Genomic DNA, 15331 nt, shown 5'->3' on the forward strand with positions numbered 1-15331 from the left:
TTTGCCCCCTGGCGGTCGGTGTCGTGGAGAGCCGGCTCCTGCGCGGCCGTGATGCCGCCTTGGCGCGCAATATGGAGGCCAGCCTCACCGTACCGACGGCCTCGACAGTCCGAACCTTCAACGTCGACCGGTTGGTGTCGTGGCGGGCCGGGCACAAGAAGGCCGGCCGGCCACTGCAGTACGCCGCCGTGATCGGCCACGCGCTCGTACGCACACTGGTCGAGGATGTCCCGGCGATGAGGCATCGGCTGGAGCGCGACGACGCCGGGACGTGGCGGGTCGACGACCAGGCGGTACACCTGGGAGTCGCGGTCGACCTGGAGACGGAGAAGGGCCGGACGATCCTGGTCCCGGTGATCCGCGACGCCGATCAGATGACATTCACCCAGTTCCGGGAGCGGCTGGAAGCTCTGGTGCAGGCGTGCCGATCCGGCCGGGTCGACCTCCGGGACCTCAGCGGGGCGAACATCATCATGACGAGTACCGGCCGGTTCGGCTCAACCAGCGGCATACCGCGGCTTCCGGTCGGCCCAGGCTCCATCGTCGCCGTCGGCACCATAGGCGTGCCGCCCGGCCTTGAGCTGCTGGCCAACAGTGTTCCGGTGTCGCCGGTCGTAACCGTCACCTCGACGTACGACCATCGCGTCATCCAAGGCGGCGACTCCGGTGCCTTTCTCTCCTTCCTCCAAGGCAGGCTGCAGAGCGCCGATTTCTACGCCGCGCTCGACGACGAACTGACGCCCGCCGCGTCGGCCGACAATCCCGCCGCCAAGCTCGCCCCGGCTCGGGTACGGCACCGTGGTGCGGCCGGGGCGGAGCCCTCGTCCCGGATCAGTGGGCCCGGGCGCGTATTCGACGGCGTCGAGATCGAGGCGGCACACCTACCCGATCCGGACGCACGGGCCTGGTTCGACCAGGTGATCGCGCAGGCAGACGACTACCGCCCGACGCCGGACGCACGCCGGTCGGCTTTGACGTTGCTGGCCCGCCTCGACAGCTTCGAACGGTTTCTACAGCGGCAGTTTCTGGGGCAGAAGACGCTGTCCGTCGAGGGTCTCGACACGTCTGTCGTGCTGTTGGCCGAGATCGCTGAGCAGGCGGCCGCCGAGCGGGCCGAAAGCGTGTTCATCGGGATGGCCCATCGCGGCCGCCTGAGCATCATGGCGCACGTGCTCAACTGGCCGTACGAACGGATCCTCCGGGAGTTCCTGCCAGACGCGCTACCGCCGGACACGTCGGGGTCTGGCGATGTGCGCCAGCACCTGGGCGGTGCCGGCCGCTACCGAGGCCGGGCGGGGAACGTCGTCGACGTGTACCTCGAAGAGAACCCCAGCCATCTGGAGTTCGTTTCCCCGGTGGCGCTCGGCGCCGTTCGAGCCGTCCAAGACGACATGGTGCGCAGGGGAATTCCCCTCCCGGCTGCGCAGGCACGGGCAATGCCGGTGCTCTTTCATGGTGACGCGGCGTTCACCGGTCAGGGCGTCGTGTACGAGACGCTCAACCTGCACGCGCTGGATGCCTACACGGTGGGCGGCGCGGTCCACGTGATCCAGGACAATCGGCTCGGCTTCACCGCCGGCCCAGGCCAACTGCGATCTACCGGCTGGCCCACCGACGTTGTGCGCGGCTTCGGGATTCCGGTGCTGCATGTGGACGCCGACGACGTGGACGGGGCGCTCACCGCCGCCCGTATCGCCCACCGGTACCGGAGGCGGTTCGGCCGCGACATCGCGGTCCATGTACTCGGCTACCGCCGGCTCGGGCACAACGAATCCGATGAGCCGCGCTACACCCAGCCGCTGTACTACCGGACCGTCGACCAGCACCCCCGGGTCGCGGAACTTTACGAGACGGCATTGGTGGCCGACCGCGCCGTGTCACCCGGCCGCGTGCGCGAGACGCAGGCGGACACGCACGCTCAGCTGGCTTCCGCACTTGCGGACGTCAAGGCCGATCCGGCCGGCGTGGCTCTCCAACGCCGCCGAGCGTCGCCTGTCGGCGAAGTCGCTTCGGCCAATCTGGAGTCCTGGCTGGCCCAGGCCGACGAGGCATGGGTGGAGAAGGCTCTGACCGAACTGGAGAGCCCACCAGAGGGCTTCGCCACCCACCCAAAGCTGCGCAGACAGTTCGAACGCGCCCGCCAGACCCGGCAGGCCGACAGCACCGTCGACTGGGCGCAGGGAGAACTGCTCGCCCTCAGGCTGATCAGCGAGGCCGGCGTCCCGGTCCGGCTGACCGGCGAGGACTGCGAACGGGGTACGTTCAGCCAGCGGCACGCGGTGCTGCACGACGAGCTCACCGGTGAACGCTGGCAGCGCCTCCAGTCAGCGCATGGTCCGATACTCGTGGCGAACTCCCCGTTAACCGAGGTCGCCACCGTCGGTTACGAGTATGGGTACGCCCGCACCGCTCCGCACGCCCTGGTGCTGTGGGAGGCCCAGTTTGGTGATTTCGGCAATGTCGCGCAGGTCATCTTCGACCAGTTCGTCATGGCCGGCCGGGAGAAGTGGTCCCGGGACGGGCGGCTGGCCCTTCTGCTGCCGCATGGTTGGGAGGGCGCCGGGCCTGAACACTCCTCGGCCCGGTTGGAGCGGTTCCTTACGCTCTGCGCCCGCAACAACGCCTCGGTGCTCAACCCGACCACCGCCAAACAGTACTTCGCGGCTCTGGTGTCGGCTGCCTTGAACGAGGAACCCGCGCCGACGGTCATCATGACACCGAAGTCGTTACTGCGCTCCGAGAGCGCCCGGTCGACGGTGCAGGAGTTCGTCGGCGCCCGATACGAGCCGGTTCTCGCGTACGGCTGCGCCCGTGAAGAGGCGAGGCGGCTCGTTCTCTGCTCCGGAAAGATCGGCGCGGAGCTCGCCCCGCTGCTCGCCGGCGCGCCCGGGGTACGGCTGCTCCGGCTAGAGCGGCTCTACCCGTTCCCCCGCCGGGAAATCGCCCGCGAGCTGGCCGGCTGCGCCTCGTTGTCAGAGGTGGTCTGGGTCCAGGAGGAGCCGGAGAACATGGGTGCCTGGCGGTACGTGGCGCACGAACTGCTCAAGTCAGGGATGACCGGCCCGAGGCTTGGCTACGTCGGCCGGCCCGAGGCGTCCTCGCCCGCAGAGGGCTACCATGCGGCGCACGTTGTGAACCAGGAACGGTTGCGCGCAGCCGCAGTACGCCTCGGTACGGCCGACTACTGGCTGGTCGGATCGGCGGCGAGTTCGTGACCGGCCCCGTATCGGCAATCCACGCGCGCTCCTGGTTGTTCGTACCCGGCGACCGGCCCGACCGATTCCGTAAGGCGGCAACCAGCGGCGCGGACGTGGTGCTCATCGATCTGGAAGACGCAGTCGACCCGCAATGGAAGGCGCTGGCGCGCGACGCGTGCCGAAAGCACCTGGACGCCGGGCAGCCGGCGGCCATCCGGGTCAATGGTGTCGACACCCCGTACGTTAACGAGGACCTGCGCGCGCTGGCCGGTACCAAACCGACCGCCATCGTGGTGCCCAAGGCAGAGTCGCCCGAGCAGATCCGTTCACTGGTCGCTGCGTTTCCCCAAGACGTACCTGTCGTCGCCCTCATCGAGACGATCAAGGGCGTCGACGCGATGGCCGACATCGCCGCCGAACCCGCCGTAGTGCGGCTCGCGCTGGGTCACATCGACCTGTCCATGGATCTCGGTGTCGGGCTGGAGGCCCCGCTCCTTGTCCACGTTCGGAACTTGATGGTTCTGGCCAGTCGGCGGGCGCACCTCCACCCGCCGATCGACGGCATCTGCCTGGAGATGGTAGCCACCGACGCGGTCACCGTGCAGGTTCATGGGGCTAGGGAGCAGGGCTTCCGGGGCAAGCTGTGTATCCACCCGACCCAGGTACCAGTTGTCAACTACGGCTTCACGCCGAGCCAAGACGACGTCGACTGGGCGCACCAAGTCGTCGCGCTCAGCCGCAGCGCCGGCAGCGGGGCGATCGCGCACGAAAGCCGCATGATCGACCGCGCGGTCATCAAGCGCGCCGAGGGGATCCTGCTACTGGCGGCACAGTACGGCAGGCGATGAAGACCCCGGCGGGGTCGGCCGCTTACAGGGAGGAAAGGGAGCATATCCGCGCCGTACTCAACGAACGGTTCGCTGAGGCGGGCGGCGCAGCGCATCAAGCGGAGTGAGGGCGACAGCGCGGGAATGGGGGAGTAGGAGCCCTAGCCCTTTCTAGGGTCCTTCAACCTCGCTGCCGCCCCCGTCTCAGGGCGAGATCTCCTCTTCTCGTAGGGGGCGACACGTCCAGCGCGGCGCTTCGCGGAGTCGGTTGCCGATGGCACGGCGGGCCTGCTCAGCGCTGGAAGAGGGGGAGGTGGGCATGCCCGTCACAGCACCAGACCTTGCGCGCATACATAAAACAGCCCGAACGGGCCAGAAATATCAATACGCGCAGACATCGGCTTGCAACGGCCAAACCCGGGACAACTCAGTTCGCCCGGATGAGGACTTTCTCCACGTCTTTAAAGGCGGCCCGCCGCGCCGGGCGGACACCGGCCGCGCTGCGGCTCTCCGGCCGGTCGCGGCCCGCGCCGCCCCGCGCGCACTGGCAACTGAGCGACCCCACGATCGAGAGCACACCCATCCAGGCATGGGCGGATTTCTGGATCCATAGCGATGAGAGCGACAGCCCCATAGCCTAGGTCCGTGACAGGGGAGGCAAGGTGACGGCACCACCAAGCATCGTGGATGGACAGCTGCCACACGGGAGATGGGTCTGCACCGAAGAAGAGGCCAAGGCGGCCTACGTCAATGGTAAGCCCGGCGATCGCGAAGCGATATGGGCCGAGTGGCAGCAGATCACCGGAGTCTTGCGTGCTGTCGTCGGTGAGATCGCAGCATGCTGGCTCTCAGGCAGCTTCTTCACCGACAAGCCGGACCCCTCCGACATCGACTGTCTGTACATCGTGGACAGCGACCGCCTCGTGCAAGCGGCTCAGGCTGACGCCCGCCATGCCTGGCTCCTCCAGACCGTGGCTGCATCTCAGGTGAAGAACGCTTTCGGCGTACGCGTCGACTCTTACGTCCTTGAATGGAAACCGACTCCAGGCTGTGAGGTTCTTGAAGGTACCCGGGGGTATCTTCAGCAAAGAGGCTACTGGGATAACTTGTGGTGTCGAGTCCGCGACGCGGATGCTCGACTCGACGCGATTCCACGACGCGGCTACCTGGAGGTGCAGCTTGATGGGTACAAGTGATCGCAACCTCGAGTGGTTCCTCAATCGGATGCCCGAGGGCCAGGCCGCGAATCTCCGATCGTTCGCTGCGGGCGAATTGGGTCGACAGAGCATCGAGGCTTCCGTGGCCCGAAGAACAGGCACAATCCGCGCTATGCGTTCTTTTGGTAGCCTGCGTCTACATGGCGACGGAATTCAGACCCATTCTGCTGAACTCAGCCACGTCGGCCTCATCGCCACCGCATGGCAAAAGGCCGTTTCGGCAACAGGGGCCGCTCTTGAACGAGTCCAGTCACTGCGTGGTGCGCTTCCCGCAGAGATCACTCAACGCACCACGCTGCTTCTGAGCACTGCACCCACTCCAGGCTCCATCGTGTTGCATCTAGAGCCACAGTCACAAGCCCTAGATGAAGTGGAGCCACATGGCAATGTGGCAATAATTGAGCCTTCTCGGCCGCTTGCAGATCGCGCATCTTCGAAGCTTATCTCTCTACTTGGGGATATAGGCTCAGTTAGACTGGAACAAACTGAATCTCTTGCAATATCACTTCGAGAGCTCGGCCCTCGAGTGGGGAGTACATTGTCCCAGTTGGCGCAGGCGATTCATCGGTCTAACATCACCATTGATGCGAGCTGGGCAGAACCTGGCGCATCGCTAGCCGAGGCTACAATCAACCCTAACGCGGCAAAATGGATTCGCAATTTTGTCGCCGGGCGAGGGCTGGACGCCGAGGAGCAGTACCTGGCGGGCACACTGCGTACCGTCAGCGATCGCGAGCGGTGGCTAATCGAACTCGATAATGGCGAAACAGAACGCATGGCGGCAAGTGAGCTACCCGAGAGGGAGGTCGCCAAATGGCGAGTTGGTGCGGCTGTTCAGCTACGCGTGCGAGTTGCCCTGCGTGAACAGCCCGACGGCACCGTCCGTCGCACTTTCACGATCCTTCAGGTGTCGGCAGTAGATGACTGATCATCGCCAGCGGTGCTCTTTGGGCTGCCGCGGGGCTTCCGTTCCTCGGGCCTGGCGGCCCCGCGGTACCGGTACAGCTCGGGCCGTTGGTGGAGATGACGTCGCGGTGCCGCAAGCGCGTCGTGCATCGATGCCGGGTGTGCATTCCAATACCGGAATGACTGTTGTAATACAGGAAGAACTGGCCGCAAAAGACGTTGGCGTCTTCGATGGACCGAACGTCCCAGGGAACGCGGGACAATACTTGAGCGTCTTGTTGTGAACACGAACGCGGGAGGTGGAGAAGCGATGGCACCTTCTTCCCGCCGTCCTTCCCGCCCGCCTCCACCGGTTCACCGACATCCGCGTCACCCGGAACGACCGGCCGATCTCCGCATCCGACCAGCCGCTCTCGAACAGTTCGACCGCCTCCAGCCGCCTTGCTCGTGCGGCCACGACGGCGGTACGCGCGAACCCAGCGCGCACCAGGGCACGTCCCGTCCGTGTGGCCTCGATGCCCAGCCGACTCAGCGGCCGTGGGCCCAGATCAGACCGCCGCGGCCAGAAGGTGCCGCGCCGACCGCCCAGACGGAACCGCTCTCCGGCTGGATGGCGAGGTCACGGACGGACGCGTTCTGGTTCGGCGGAGTCGGAAAGGCGCCCGACTCGACACTATCGGTGCCGATGTGCAGGAATTCGCTGCCTCCGCCCTTGGCGTCGTAGACGACCCAGGCTCCGCCTCTGCCGTCGGGCTCCGCCTGGGCGCGCGGCTGGATGCCCGGTTCACCAAGGACCTCGAAGTTCAAGCCGCCCAGATATCCGGACAGCAGCAAAGTCTCACCGCAGAAGGAGTGCTTCGCACCGCTGCACGGCCAGGCGACCCAGCCGACGGCCATCACCCGGCCGGTCTCACCGTCGACCGCGACATCCGTCAGCTCCGAGATCTGGCCCGAGTGTGCGGACGGAATCGCTGGAAGTGCAACCGCGCGCCAGGCCGTGCCGGTCCAGCGGGCCAGAGCCGCCGCGCCCCGCACCGAGCCCGCCGCCCACGCGCCGTCGAGTCCTTTGACCACGATCGGCGTGTGGACCTTGCGCCACATCGACCCGGCCAGGCGCCGCAGCGTGGACCGCGCCTTCCACCCAGCGTCACCGGCCGACGGGAACGCGTTGGAGTTCTCGATGACCCACAGGTTCTTGCCGATGGCGTACGCCCGATCCACCCGGCCGTAGCGCCATCGTTTGACCTGCCAGCGCTTGCCGTCCCACCGGGCGTATCGCGACGTGCCGAACGCCCAGACCCTGGTGTCGGACGCCGACGTCAGCCGCTTCACCCGGAAGCCCGGCCCGGTGACACGCTTGAAGGCGGATCGGCCGCCCTTCAACAGGAGCGACTCGGCACCGGTCGATCCGCGATCCGGACGCCTCGTCCCGGCGACCCAGACCGCCCCACCCGGCGTCACCGTCACCGCGTCGTAGGAGTCGCGGCGATCGTTATGGACGACACTCCACTGACCGGCCGGCGCCACGGCGTGGGCGGCGGCCGGCCCCGTAGTGACGAAAAGGGCGACGGCTGCAGCGGTGCCGCGAAAAAATATTCCCATAAGGGTGAGACGCGCCTTTCGGAGGAAAAGTTGGCATGCTGGCGGCGCATGGGCTTGTCGTCCCACTGGAGCAGGAACTCGACCGGGACGGCGCGTTTCACGTCAGGATGGGGCGAAACGTAGGATCTGATCGCGGAGGCGGTCGTCCAGGTTGGCCTGGAGCAGGCCGTTGTTGATGCCGGGGACGCAGTCCATCGAGATCGTCACCGCAGCGGCCGGTCCTTGCGGATAGTCGAATATGAGCCGGATGCCGCGTTCGTGAGCACCTCCTGTCCCCTCGCAGGTATTCCGGCTCGGCACGGTGTCCAGAGAGTTCAGCGTCTCGGCCAGCGCGCGGGCGACGTCCCTGCCATGCCGTTTCCGATAGGGCGGCCTCACGTACGTGGCGTCCCTGCACACGGTGAGTCGGCCGGGTCGTCCTGGCACCATCAGCTCGTCCTGACCCCGGCGGTCGCCGGGCCCCCGGCAGGGGTCGTCCGGCGGTAGGGACCGCCAAACTCCATCCTTGTAGGCGGTGGTGATGGCGGGCCCGGCGTACGAGCCGCTGCCGGCCGTGCCGTTGGTGGTTCTCACGCAGTGGTTGACCTCCTCGGCGCTGCCCACCCACAGGCCGCGGCCGTCGGGATAGGCGAACCGGATGAGGTAGTTGGTCATCGGTCCCCCCATGGCTGTGCATGGACGGTCTACGTCGGCGGTGGTCACGGGGAGGTATGCGAGGTCACGGGCCATCGCCGCCGTCTGATCCGTCAGCGTTCGCGAGCCGGCCAGCCGCTCACCACCCGGATGCGCGTTGTCCCCGGGGTAGGCGCAGATGAGCGCCTTCACCGGCGAACCGGGGACGAGCGACTCCTCCACGCCGTCGATGTCGGCGGCGGCGGGTACCCAGCCGCCGATGTCGTCGCCGCCCCAGCGTTGCGGGCAGGTGGACGGTACGGGCGGTGGCTCGCTGACCGACCCCGAGAGCACCACAGCCGCTGTGCACATCCCGGCCGCCGCGAGGCCGAGACCGATTGAATGGGAAAGCTTCACAGTTGGTAGGAGACCATGATCGGTCGCGGTCCGGTCGGTGAACTTTGCTCCTCGGGTCAAGTGATTCACGGGATCGGGCCTAGGGTGATGCTTACTTCGAGGCCGCCTGCCGTCAGGGAGTGGGCCTTTGCGACCAGCCGTTCGATCAGTGCGCGGTCGCCGGACGCGGGTGCCGGGTGAAGCGCGGACTCGATCCGTACGCCCGGGTCTCGACGTTGGTCGAGGGCCTCCCCGCTGGTCGCGGGCCGGTCTTGGGCCTGTCCGGTCACGGTGGCCGCGTCGAGGGCCTGCGCAGTGATTTCGGCGAGGTCGAGGGGGTGGCGTTCTCGCGGGGAGGACCTTCGGCGGCACCTCGTCGGTCTGCTGTCGCCCGAGCAGCTCGCGTCACCTTAAGCCCGCCTATGCAGGGGATCAGGGTTATATCTTTCGCCCTGGGTCACTAGGACGCTATGCCCGCACGTGACTGGTCAGCCCAGATCAAGACCCTCTGTGACCACCTGGTCGAGAACTACGTCTTCCCCGATGTCGCACAGCGTGCCTGCGAGGTACTGCGGAGCCGTCTGGAGGCGTACGCGGAGATCGACGACGACGAGACGTTCGCCGCGGAGGTCACCAAGGACCTCCAGTCGATCAACGGGGACAAGCACCTTCGCCTGCTGTACAGCGTGGACCCCATCCCGGAGGAGGGTGATCTCGACTCCTTCGACGAGGCGGCCTATCGGGAGGAGGCCGCGCTCAACGGGTACGGCTTCGCCAGGGTGGAGCGGCTGGCCGGCAACATCGGATACCTGGACACCAGGCAGTTGTTCGCGGCGGAGGTCGCCGGGCCGTTCGCCGTGGCGGCGATGAACCTCGTCGCGGCCACCGACGTGCTGATCATCGACGTGCGTAAGAACGTCGGCGGTGACCCTCACATGATCGCGCTCATCTGCGGCTACCTCTTCGACAAGCCCACGCACCTGAACAACCTCTACTGGCGTGCGGAAGACAGCACGGGGCAGTTCTGGTCGCACCCGTTCGTCCCCGGGCCGCGCTTCGGCGGGTCCAAGCCGATCTACGTGCTCACCAGCGGCACGACCTTCTCAGGCGCCGAGGAGCTCGCGTACGACCTGCAGACGCGGCAGCGCGCGGTGGTCATCGGAGAGCGCACCAGGGGCGGCGCCCATCAGGGTGGCCGCTACCGGGTGGACGCCCACCTCAAGGCGGGTGTGCCGTCCGGCCGGGCGATCAACCCGGTGACCGGCACCAACTGGGAGGGCGTCGGGATCATCCCCGACGTCGAGACCCCCGCCGAGTCGGCCTTCGAGAAGGCGTACGAGCTGGCGCTCGGGCACGTGCTCAGCCTGGGCGGCGACGGCGTACGCCGCAAGGTCGCCCAGGAGGCGCGGGAGGCGCTGGCGAGCCGGGAAGCGCCGGACACGAACTGACCGGTGGACACGACCCGGCGGACACGACCCGGCGGACACGAACCGACCGGCGGACACCACCTGCCCAGGCGGACACGAACCGACCGGCGGACATCATCTGACCCGGCGGGCGTGACCTGACCGGCGGACACCACCTGTCCAGGCGGGCATGAACTGACCGGTGCCGACGAGGCGGGGGAGCGGAGGGCGCGGTGTGGGCCGCGTGCCGCCGCTCCCGGCCCGTCAGGTGGACGGCGTGCCGTTCAGTCTGGCCAGCGTCGGCGGCAGCTCGTCCTCGTGGACGACCGTCAGCCGCCTGGTGGCACGGGTGATCGCCACGTACAGGTCCTGGCCTCCCTTGGGCGACTGGGCCAGGATCTCGTCGGGGGCCACGACCACCACCGAGTCGAACTCCAGGCCCTTCGACTGGGTCACGGTCAGGACCACCGAGGGCGATTCCAGGGCGTTCGCCGTCAGCGCGGACGCCGCGTCCGGCAGCAGCCCCGCGATCTCCCGGTGCCGCCCGTCGGGGGTCAGGACCGCCAGCCGGCCCTCCCCGATCTCGGCGAGCTCGGAGGCGATCAGCTCGGGGAGCACCGTTGGAAGCCCGGCACGCGGTACGTGCAGCGCGCGCGGCGGGGCCTCCCCGTCGCGTACGGAGATCGGGAGCTCCTGGTCCGGCGCGACAGCCTTGAGCACGTCGGCGGCGACCTCCATGATCTCGGCGGGGGTCCGGTAGTTGACCAGGAGACGTGCCTCCCGCCAGCGGCCCTTCACGTACGGGTCGAGCATCTCGGCCCATGACCGCGCGCCCGCCGCCGAGCCGGTCTGCGCCACGTCCCCCACCACGGTCAGCGAGCGGGTGGGGATGCGGCGCATGACCATGCGCCAGGCCATCGCCGACAGTTCCTGCGCCTCGTCCACGATGACGTGGCCGTACACCCAGCCACGGTCCCGCGCGGCCCGCTCGGCGGTCGTCAGGACGGGGTCGTTCGAGTAGTGGCGCTCGGCGAGGGCGCGGGCGTCGAACATCTCCTCCTCGCCGACTCCGGTGATCTCCAGCACGCCGCGCGCGTAGATCTCCTCGGCGCGGCGCACCCGGCGCTCCGCCCGTTCCGCCGCCTTGGCGGCGGAGTTGTCCTCGCCGAGGAGCTCGGCGGCCTCGTCGAGCAGGGGTACGTCTTCGGTGGTCCACGGCGCGTCCACGGGGCGCCACAGGGACTCCCGTTCCTCCGGCCGCAGGAGCATGCCGCCGTTCCCCTCCTCGGGGGAGGCGGCCGAGCGCAGGGCTTCGGGGTCGGCGAGCAGCTCCGACACCAGCCGTTCCGGCGTGAGCAGCGGCCACAGGCCGTCCAGGGCCCTGCGTACGGAGGCCATCCGCCACAGCCCCGCACGCGCGTGTCGCAGGTCGTCCTCGTCGAGCTCCCGGTCGAGCTGGCGTGCCTCGTCGAGCGCGAGCGCCGTCAGCGCCGTGTCGATGAACAGCTTGCGCGCCACGTTGTGCGGGTTGCGTACCGCCCGCGCCCGCTCGCGGGCCCGTACGCAGGTGGCGTGGTCCATGTGCAGGGCCATCTGCTCGACTACGACCTCGACCCCGTTACGGCGCGAGGTCCGAACGTCGATCAGGACCTCCAGGTCGCCCTCGGGCACCCGCTGCCGGTCCCGCACGGCCGTCTTGATCACCTCGACCATCCGCGGGTCGCCTTTGACCGTCGCCGTCTCTGGCCGGTCGGAGGCGGTGGCCCGTACGCCCGGGTACAGCTCGCCCACGGTGGTCAGCACCACGTCGGTCTCGCCGAGGGACGGCAGCACCTGGCCGATGTAGCGCAGGAACATGGTGTTCGGGCCGACGACCAGCACGCCCCGCCGCTGGAGCGTGTCGCGGTGCGCGTACAGCAGGTACGCGGCCCGGTGCAGGGCGGCGACGGTCTTGCCCGTGCCCGGCCCTCCCTGGACGACGAGCGCCCCGGGCAGGCCCGAACGGATCACCTGGTCCTGCTCGGTCTGGATCGTGGCCACCACGTCGCCCATCCGGCCCGTGCGGCCGCGCCGCAGCGACGACATGAGCGCGGCCTCGCCGACCAGTGTGCGGCGGTCGGGCTCGCTCATCCGCCCGAGGTCGAACACCTCGTCGTCGAGGTCCACGACCGTACGGCCGCGTGTGTGCAGGTGGCGGCGGCGCACCAGCGACTCGGGGTCGCTGGGTGTGGCGGTGTAGAACGCGCGGGCGGCCGGCGCGCGCCAGTCGATGAGGACCAGCTCGTTGGCGGCGTCGCGCAGGCCGACGCGGCCTAGGTAGTAGGTGTCCCCGTCGGTGTCGTCGATCCGGCCGAAGCACAGCCCGCGTTCCACCCCCGAGAGCTGCGCGACGCGCCGCGCGTGTTCGTTGGAGGCCACGTCACGCTCGAAGCGGGCCTGGTGCGTGCCGCCCGGCGTTCCCCGCCCGTGCTCCTCCTCCAGTGAGGTCTGGGCGCGCTCGCGTACAGTGTCCAGACGGTCGTACAGCATCGAGACATAGGCTTGCTCGGCTTGCAGGGCTTCCGCGCGGGCGGTTTCGGGTGCACGGGGCTCCATCGGTGTGGTATACTCCTAACGGGCAGTGCTGCACGGCCATTGTTTAGTCGTGCCGAACAGTTGAGCGTACCAGCTTTCTCCGCTCGCGCACGCCGTTCCGCTCGGCACGGGCCGTGACAGACCCTCGTTGGTCGCGAATCACACCGCTCGAACGCGTATCCCGATCAGGCCGTCTGCAGGACCGCCGCCACCGACTCTTCAGCGGTCGGGTGGGTCTCGAAATGATGATCGAGATTGGTGATCGTGAGCAGCCTGGAGATCATCCCCGGGGCCACGGCCAGCGCCAGCCTCCCGCCCATCTCGCGCACCCTGTTGTACGTATGGACCAGCAGGCCGAGGCCGAGAGAGTCGCAGAAGGTGGTCCGGGTGAGGTCCAGCACCACGTATGGCGGACGGCTCGCCTCTACCACTCCGTCCAGCTCGGCGCGGAGCAGGGGGACCGCGTTCATGTCGAGCTCGCCGGCGATCTCGACGATCGTGCAGGCTTCCTCTCGCCTCAGGTCAATCCCCAGCCCTGTCTCACCTGCCGGGTAAGCCACGCCATCACCTCCGTTGCGGACTCGTTACCCTGACAAAAAGGTAATAAGCCTACATAGCCAAATAAGCAGGTAGGGCGGCTGTCGCGAAGGCGTTGATTGGGCCTCGTGGCGCGGGTCAGCGGTTACATAATGAATCGCAATGAAGACGGAAAGTAGTCGGCGCGTCGACGTGAGCATCGTGGTGCCCGTCCACAACTGCCGCCCGTATCTCGACAGGTGCCTCAGCTCGCTGCTGGAGCAGCGCGTCAGCAAGGAGATCGTCATCGTCGATGACGGCTCCACCGACGGCAGCCGGGATCTCCTCGCCGACTATGCGACGAAATTTCCGGAAATACGGGTCTCTTACCAGCAGGCCTCAGGCAGCGCCGGCCGGCCGAGGAACCGCGCGATCGCCCAGGCCAGCGGGCGTTATGTCTTCTTCTGTGACGCTGACGACCACCTCGGCCCCGAGGCGCTGCAACGCATGCTCGCCATGGCCGACCGCAACGGCTCCGACATCGTCCTCGGCAAGATGGTGGGCCACGGCCGCAAGGTTCCCACATCCATGTTCCGCGAGAGCCGCGACCGCGCCCCGCTCGGCGAGACCACCGTCTACAACACGCTCACCTGCTTCAAGCTCTTCCGCCGCGAGCTGCTCACCCGCCACCGCATCCTGTTCGACGAGTCGCTCAGGGTCGGTGAGGACATCGTCTTCTCCGTCCACGCGTACTGCCACGCCGAGACGATCTCCGTGGTCGCCGACCACGACTGCTACCACCTGGTGTCCCGGCCCGACGGCAGCAGCATCATGCAAGAGCCCGGCAGCCGCGACCCCCTCGCCTGGCTGCGCATGATCCGCACGCCCATCGAGCTCATGACCCGCCACATCCCCGCCGGGCCGCTCCGCGACCACCTCCTGCGCAGGCATTTCCGCTTCGACATCCTCGGCCAGCTCGGCGCCCCGTTCCTGTCGGAGGACGCCGAGGCCCGGCTCGCGATCGCCCGCGAGGCCTCCGACCTGTGCGCGGTCTGGCTGACCGACGGGGTGCTCGAGCGGTTACGGCCCATCGACCGGCTCAGGGCCGCCTCGCTCGGCGACGTCGACCGGCTCGTACGGCTGGCGCGGGTCGAGACCGCCGCCGTGCGCCACCGCCTCACCGGGCTCGGGTGGGCGGGCGACCGGCTGGAGGTGTCCGGCCGCGCCGTCCTCACCGACTCGTGGAACGGCGTCACCGTGGGCCTGCTCTTACGGGAACGCTCCACAGGCACCGAGCGCCGCGTCCCGGTGACCTCCGTGGCCGATGTCTTCGCCGGGAGCGTCGAGGTGTCACGGCTGCCGCCCGGCGTCTGGGACATGTACGTGGTGATCGCCTGTGAGGGGGTGCGCCGGGTGGCGAGGTTCGGCGCCGAGCGCGAGCCCGAGGTCGGCCGCCCCGGCCCGCGCCTCACGGCGGCCGTCGCGGCCCCCTACTTCACCCGCCCGCAGGGCAACCTCAGCATCGACGTCGGCGGCCACGTCGTGACCATTCCCGGGTCCGCGCGGCTGACCCGCGCCGCGTGGGGCGGCAAGGGCGTGCTGACCATCGAGGGCACGGTCACCGTCGCGAGCGAGTGCCCCGCCGCGCGATGCGTGCGCCAGGTGGTCTGGCGCGAGCGCTCCTCGGGGAACGAGCGCAGGGCTCCCGCGTCCGCCGTCGACGACGCGCTGTTCACCGCCACGGCCACGCTGGACGTTCCGGGCATCTGGGAGGCGAACCTCGAGCTCAACCTCGGCGGGCCGCCCGTGCGCTATCCCGTGCAGGTGGGCGAGGCCGAGCTCGGGCCGGGGGTGGCGTGGTGGCGCGGGCGGCGGCGGTGGACCGCCCTGGCCAGGGCGTCCAAGGTCCGGCGCAAGCTCGTCGTCACGGTCCTCGCCAGAGGCCCGAAGGCCGTCGTACGCCGGTCGATCCGCATCGGGCGTTAAGACGCACGCCGGTCGATCGGCACCAAGCGTCAAGACGTACGCCGGTCGATCCGCGCCGGGCGTTAAGAACTGTCAGTAGCTCGCCGTATACA

Annotated in this window: 12 protein-coding genes; 6 read left to right on the forward strand and 6 right to left on the reverse strand. The window is 68.4% G+C overall.

From position 1 onward, the window contains the following. Positions 1–23 precede the first annotated feature (23 nt). Both AB0O34_RS21050 and AB0O34_RS21055 read left to right on the forward strand, forming a co-directional pair. A complete protein-coding gene (locus AB0O34_RS21050; protein WP_363917690.1) occupies positions 24–3215 on the forward strand; it encodes a 2-oxoglutarate dehydrogenase E1 component in 3192 nt (1063 codons plus the stop codon). Continuing rightward, entirely contained in the window at positions 3212–4045 is an 834-nt protein-coding gene (locus AB0O34_RS21055) for a CoA ester lyase (protein WP_363917692.1), read from the forward strand. The genes AB0O34_RS21050 and AB0O34_RS21055 overlap by 4 nt, the downstream gene beginning before the upstream one ends. 406 nt (positions 4046–4451) lie before the next feature. On the opposite strand, the gene AB0O34_RS21060 is transcribed toward AB0O34_RS21055, so the two are convergent. Next, entirely contained in the window at positions 4452–4658 is a 207-nt protein-coding gene (locus AB0O34_RS21060; RefSeq protein WP_363917694.1) for a hypothetical protein, read from the reverse strand. 28 nt (positions 4659–4686) lie between these two features. Here AB0O34_RS21060 and AB0O34_RS21065 point away from each other — a divergent pair, with 28 nt between their 5' ends. Both AB0O34_RS21065 and AB0O34_RS21070 read left to right on the forward strand, forming a co-directional pair. Beyond that, positions 4687–5220, forward strand: a complete 534-nt coding sequence (locus tag AB0O34_RS21065; RefSeq protein ID WP_363917696.1) for a hypothetical protein — start codon at positions 4687–4689, stop codon at positions 5218–5220. Next, positions 5207–6169 (forward strand): hypothetical protein, encoded by a 963-nt coding sequence (locus tag AB0O34_RS21070; protein ID WP_363917698.1) that lies wholly within the window; start codon positions 5207–5209, stop codon positions 6167–6169. Before AB0O34_RS21065 ends, AB0O34_RS21070 begins: the two co-directional genes overlap by 14 nt. Here AB0O34_RS21070 and AB0O34_RS21075 read toward each other — a convergent pair whose 3' ends face one another. From AB0O34_RS21075 to AB0O34_RS21085, 3 genes are all read right to left on the reverse strand, one after another. Continuing rightward, positions 6170–6634 (reverse strand): helix-turn-helix domain-containing protein, encoded by a 465-nt coding sequence (locus AB0O34_RS21075; protein ID WP_363917700.1) that lies wholly within the window; start codon positions 6632–6634, stop codon positions 6170–6172. Positions 6635–6675: 41 nt separating this feature from the next. Continuing rightward, a complete protein-coding gene (locus tag AB0O34_RS21080; protein ID WP_363917702.1) occupies positions 6676–7749 on the reverse strand; it encodes a hypothetical protein in 1074 nt (357 codons plus the stop codon). Positions 7750–7851: 102 nt separating this feature from the next. Then, the gene (locus AB0O34_RS21085) at positions 7852–8733 is read right to left on the reverse strand and encodes a hypothetical protein (RefSeq protein ID WP_363917704.1); all 882 of its coding nucleotides are present in this window, start codon (positions 8731–8733) and stop codon (positions 7852–7854) included. 494 nt (positions 8734–9227) lie between these two features. Here AB0O34_RS21085 and AB0O34_RS21090 point away from each other — a divergent pair, with 494 nt between their 5' ends. Continuing rightward, positions 9228–10205, forward strand: a complete 978-nt coding sequence (locus AB0O34_RS21090; protein WP_363917706.1) for a S41 family peptidase — start codon at positions 9228–9230, stop codon at positions 10203–10205. 222 nt (positions 10206–10427) lie between these two features. Here AB0O34_RS21090 and AB0O34_RS21095 read toward each other — a convergent pair whose 3' ends face one another. Then, on the reverse strand, positions 10428–12758 hold the full coding sequence (locus AB0O34_RS21095; RefSeq protein ID WP_363917708.1) for an ATP-binding domain-containing protein: 2331 nt from the start codon (positions 12756–12758) through the stop codon (positions 10428–10430). Between the two features lie 164 nt (positions 12759–12922). Beyond that, positions 12923–13297: an STAS domain-containing protein gene (locus tag AB0O34_RS21100; RefSeq protein ID WP_363917710.1), complete on the reverse strand. Its 375-nt coding sequence runs from the start codon at positions 13295–13297 to the stop codon at positions 12923–12925. 139 nt (positions 13298–13436) lie between these two features. Here AB0O34_RS21100 and AB0O34_RS21105 point away from each other — a divergent pair, with 139 nt between their 5' ends. Beyond that, on the forward strand, positions 13437–15239 hold the full coding sequence (locus AB0O34_RS21105) for a glycosyltransferase family 2 protein (protein WP_363917712.1): 1803 nt from the start codon (positions 13437–13439) through the stop codon (positions 15237–15239). The last annotated feature ends 92 nt before the right edge of the window (positions 15240–15331 follow it).

The organism is Sphaerisporangium sp. NPDC088356 (assembly GCF_040685555.1).
GTDB lineage: Bacteria > Actinomycetota > Actinomycetes > Streptosporangiales > Streptosporangiaceae > Sphaerisporangium.

Bases quoted from the DNA above. Each gene is read 5' to 3' on its own strand.
- AB0O34_RS21060 (WP_363917694.1), bottom strand. From the start codon at position 4,658: ATGGGGCTGTCGCTCTCATCGCTATGGATCCAGAAATCCGCCCATGCC.
- AB0O34_RS21070 (WP_363917698.1), top strand. From the start codon at position 5,207: ATGGGTACAAGTGATCGCAACCTCGAGTGGTTCCTCAATCGGATGCCC.
- AB0O34_RS21080 (WP_363917702.1), bottom strand. From the start codon at position 7,749: ATGGGAATATTTTTTCGCGGCACCGCTGCAGCCGTCGCCCTTTTCGTC.
- AB0O34_RS21085 (WP_363917704.1), bottom strand. From the start codon at position 8,733: ATGTGCACAGCGGCTGTGGTGCTCTCGGGGTCGGTCAGCGAGCCACCG.
- AB0O34_RS21090 (WP_363917706.1), top strand. From the start codon at position 9,228: ATGCCCGCACGTGACTGGTCAGCCCAGATCAAGACCCTCTGTGACCAC.
- AB0O34_RS21095 (WP_363917708.1), bottom strand. From the start codon at position 12,758: ATGGAGCCCCGTGCACCCGAAACCGCCCGCGCGGAAGCCCTGCAAGCC.
- AB0O34_RS21105 (WP_363917712.1), top strand. From the start codon at position 13,437: ATGAAGACGGAAAGTAGTCGGCGCGTCGACGTGAGCATCGTGGTGCCC.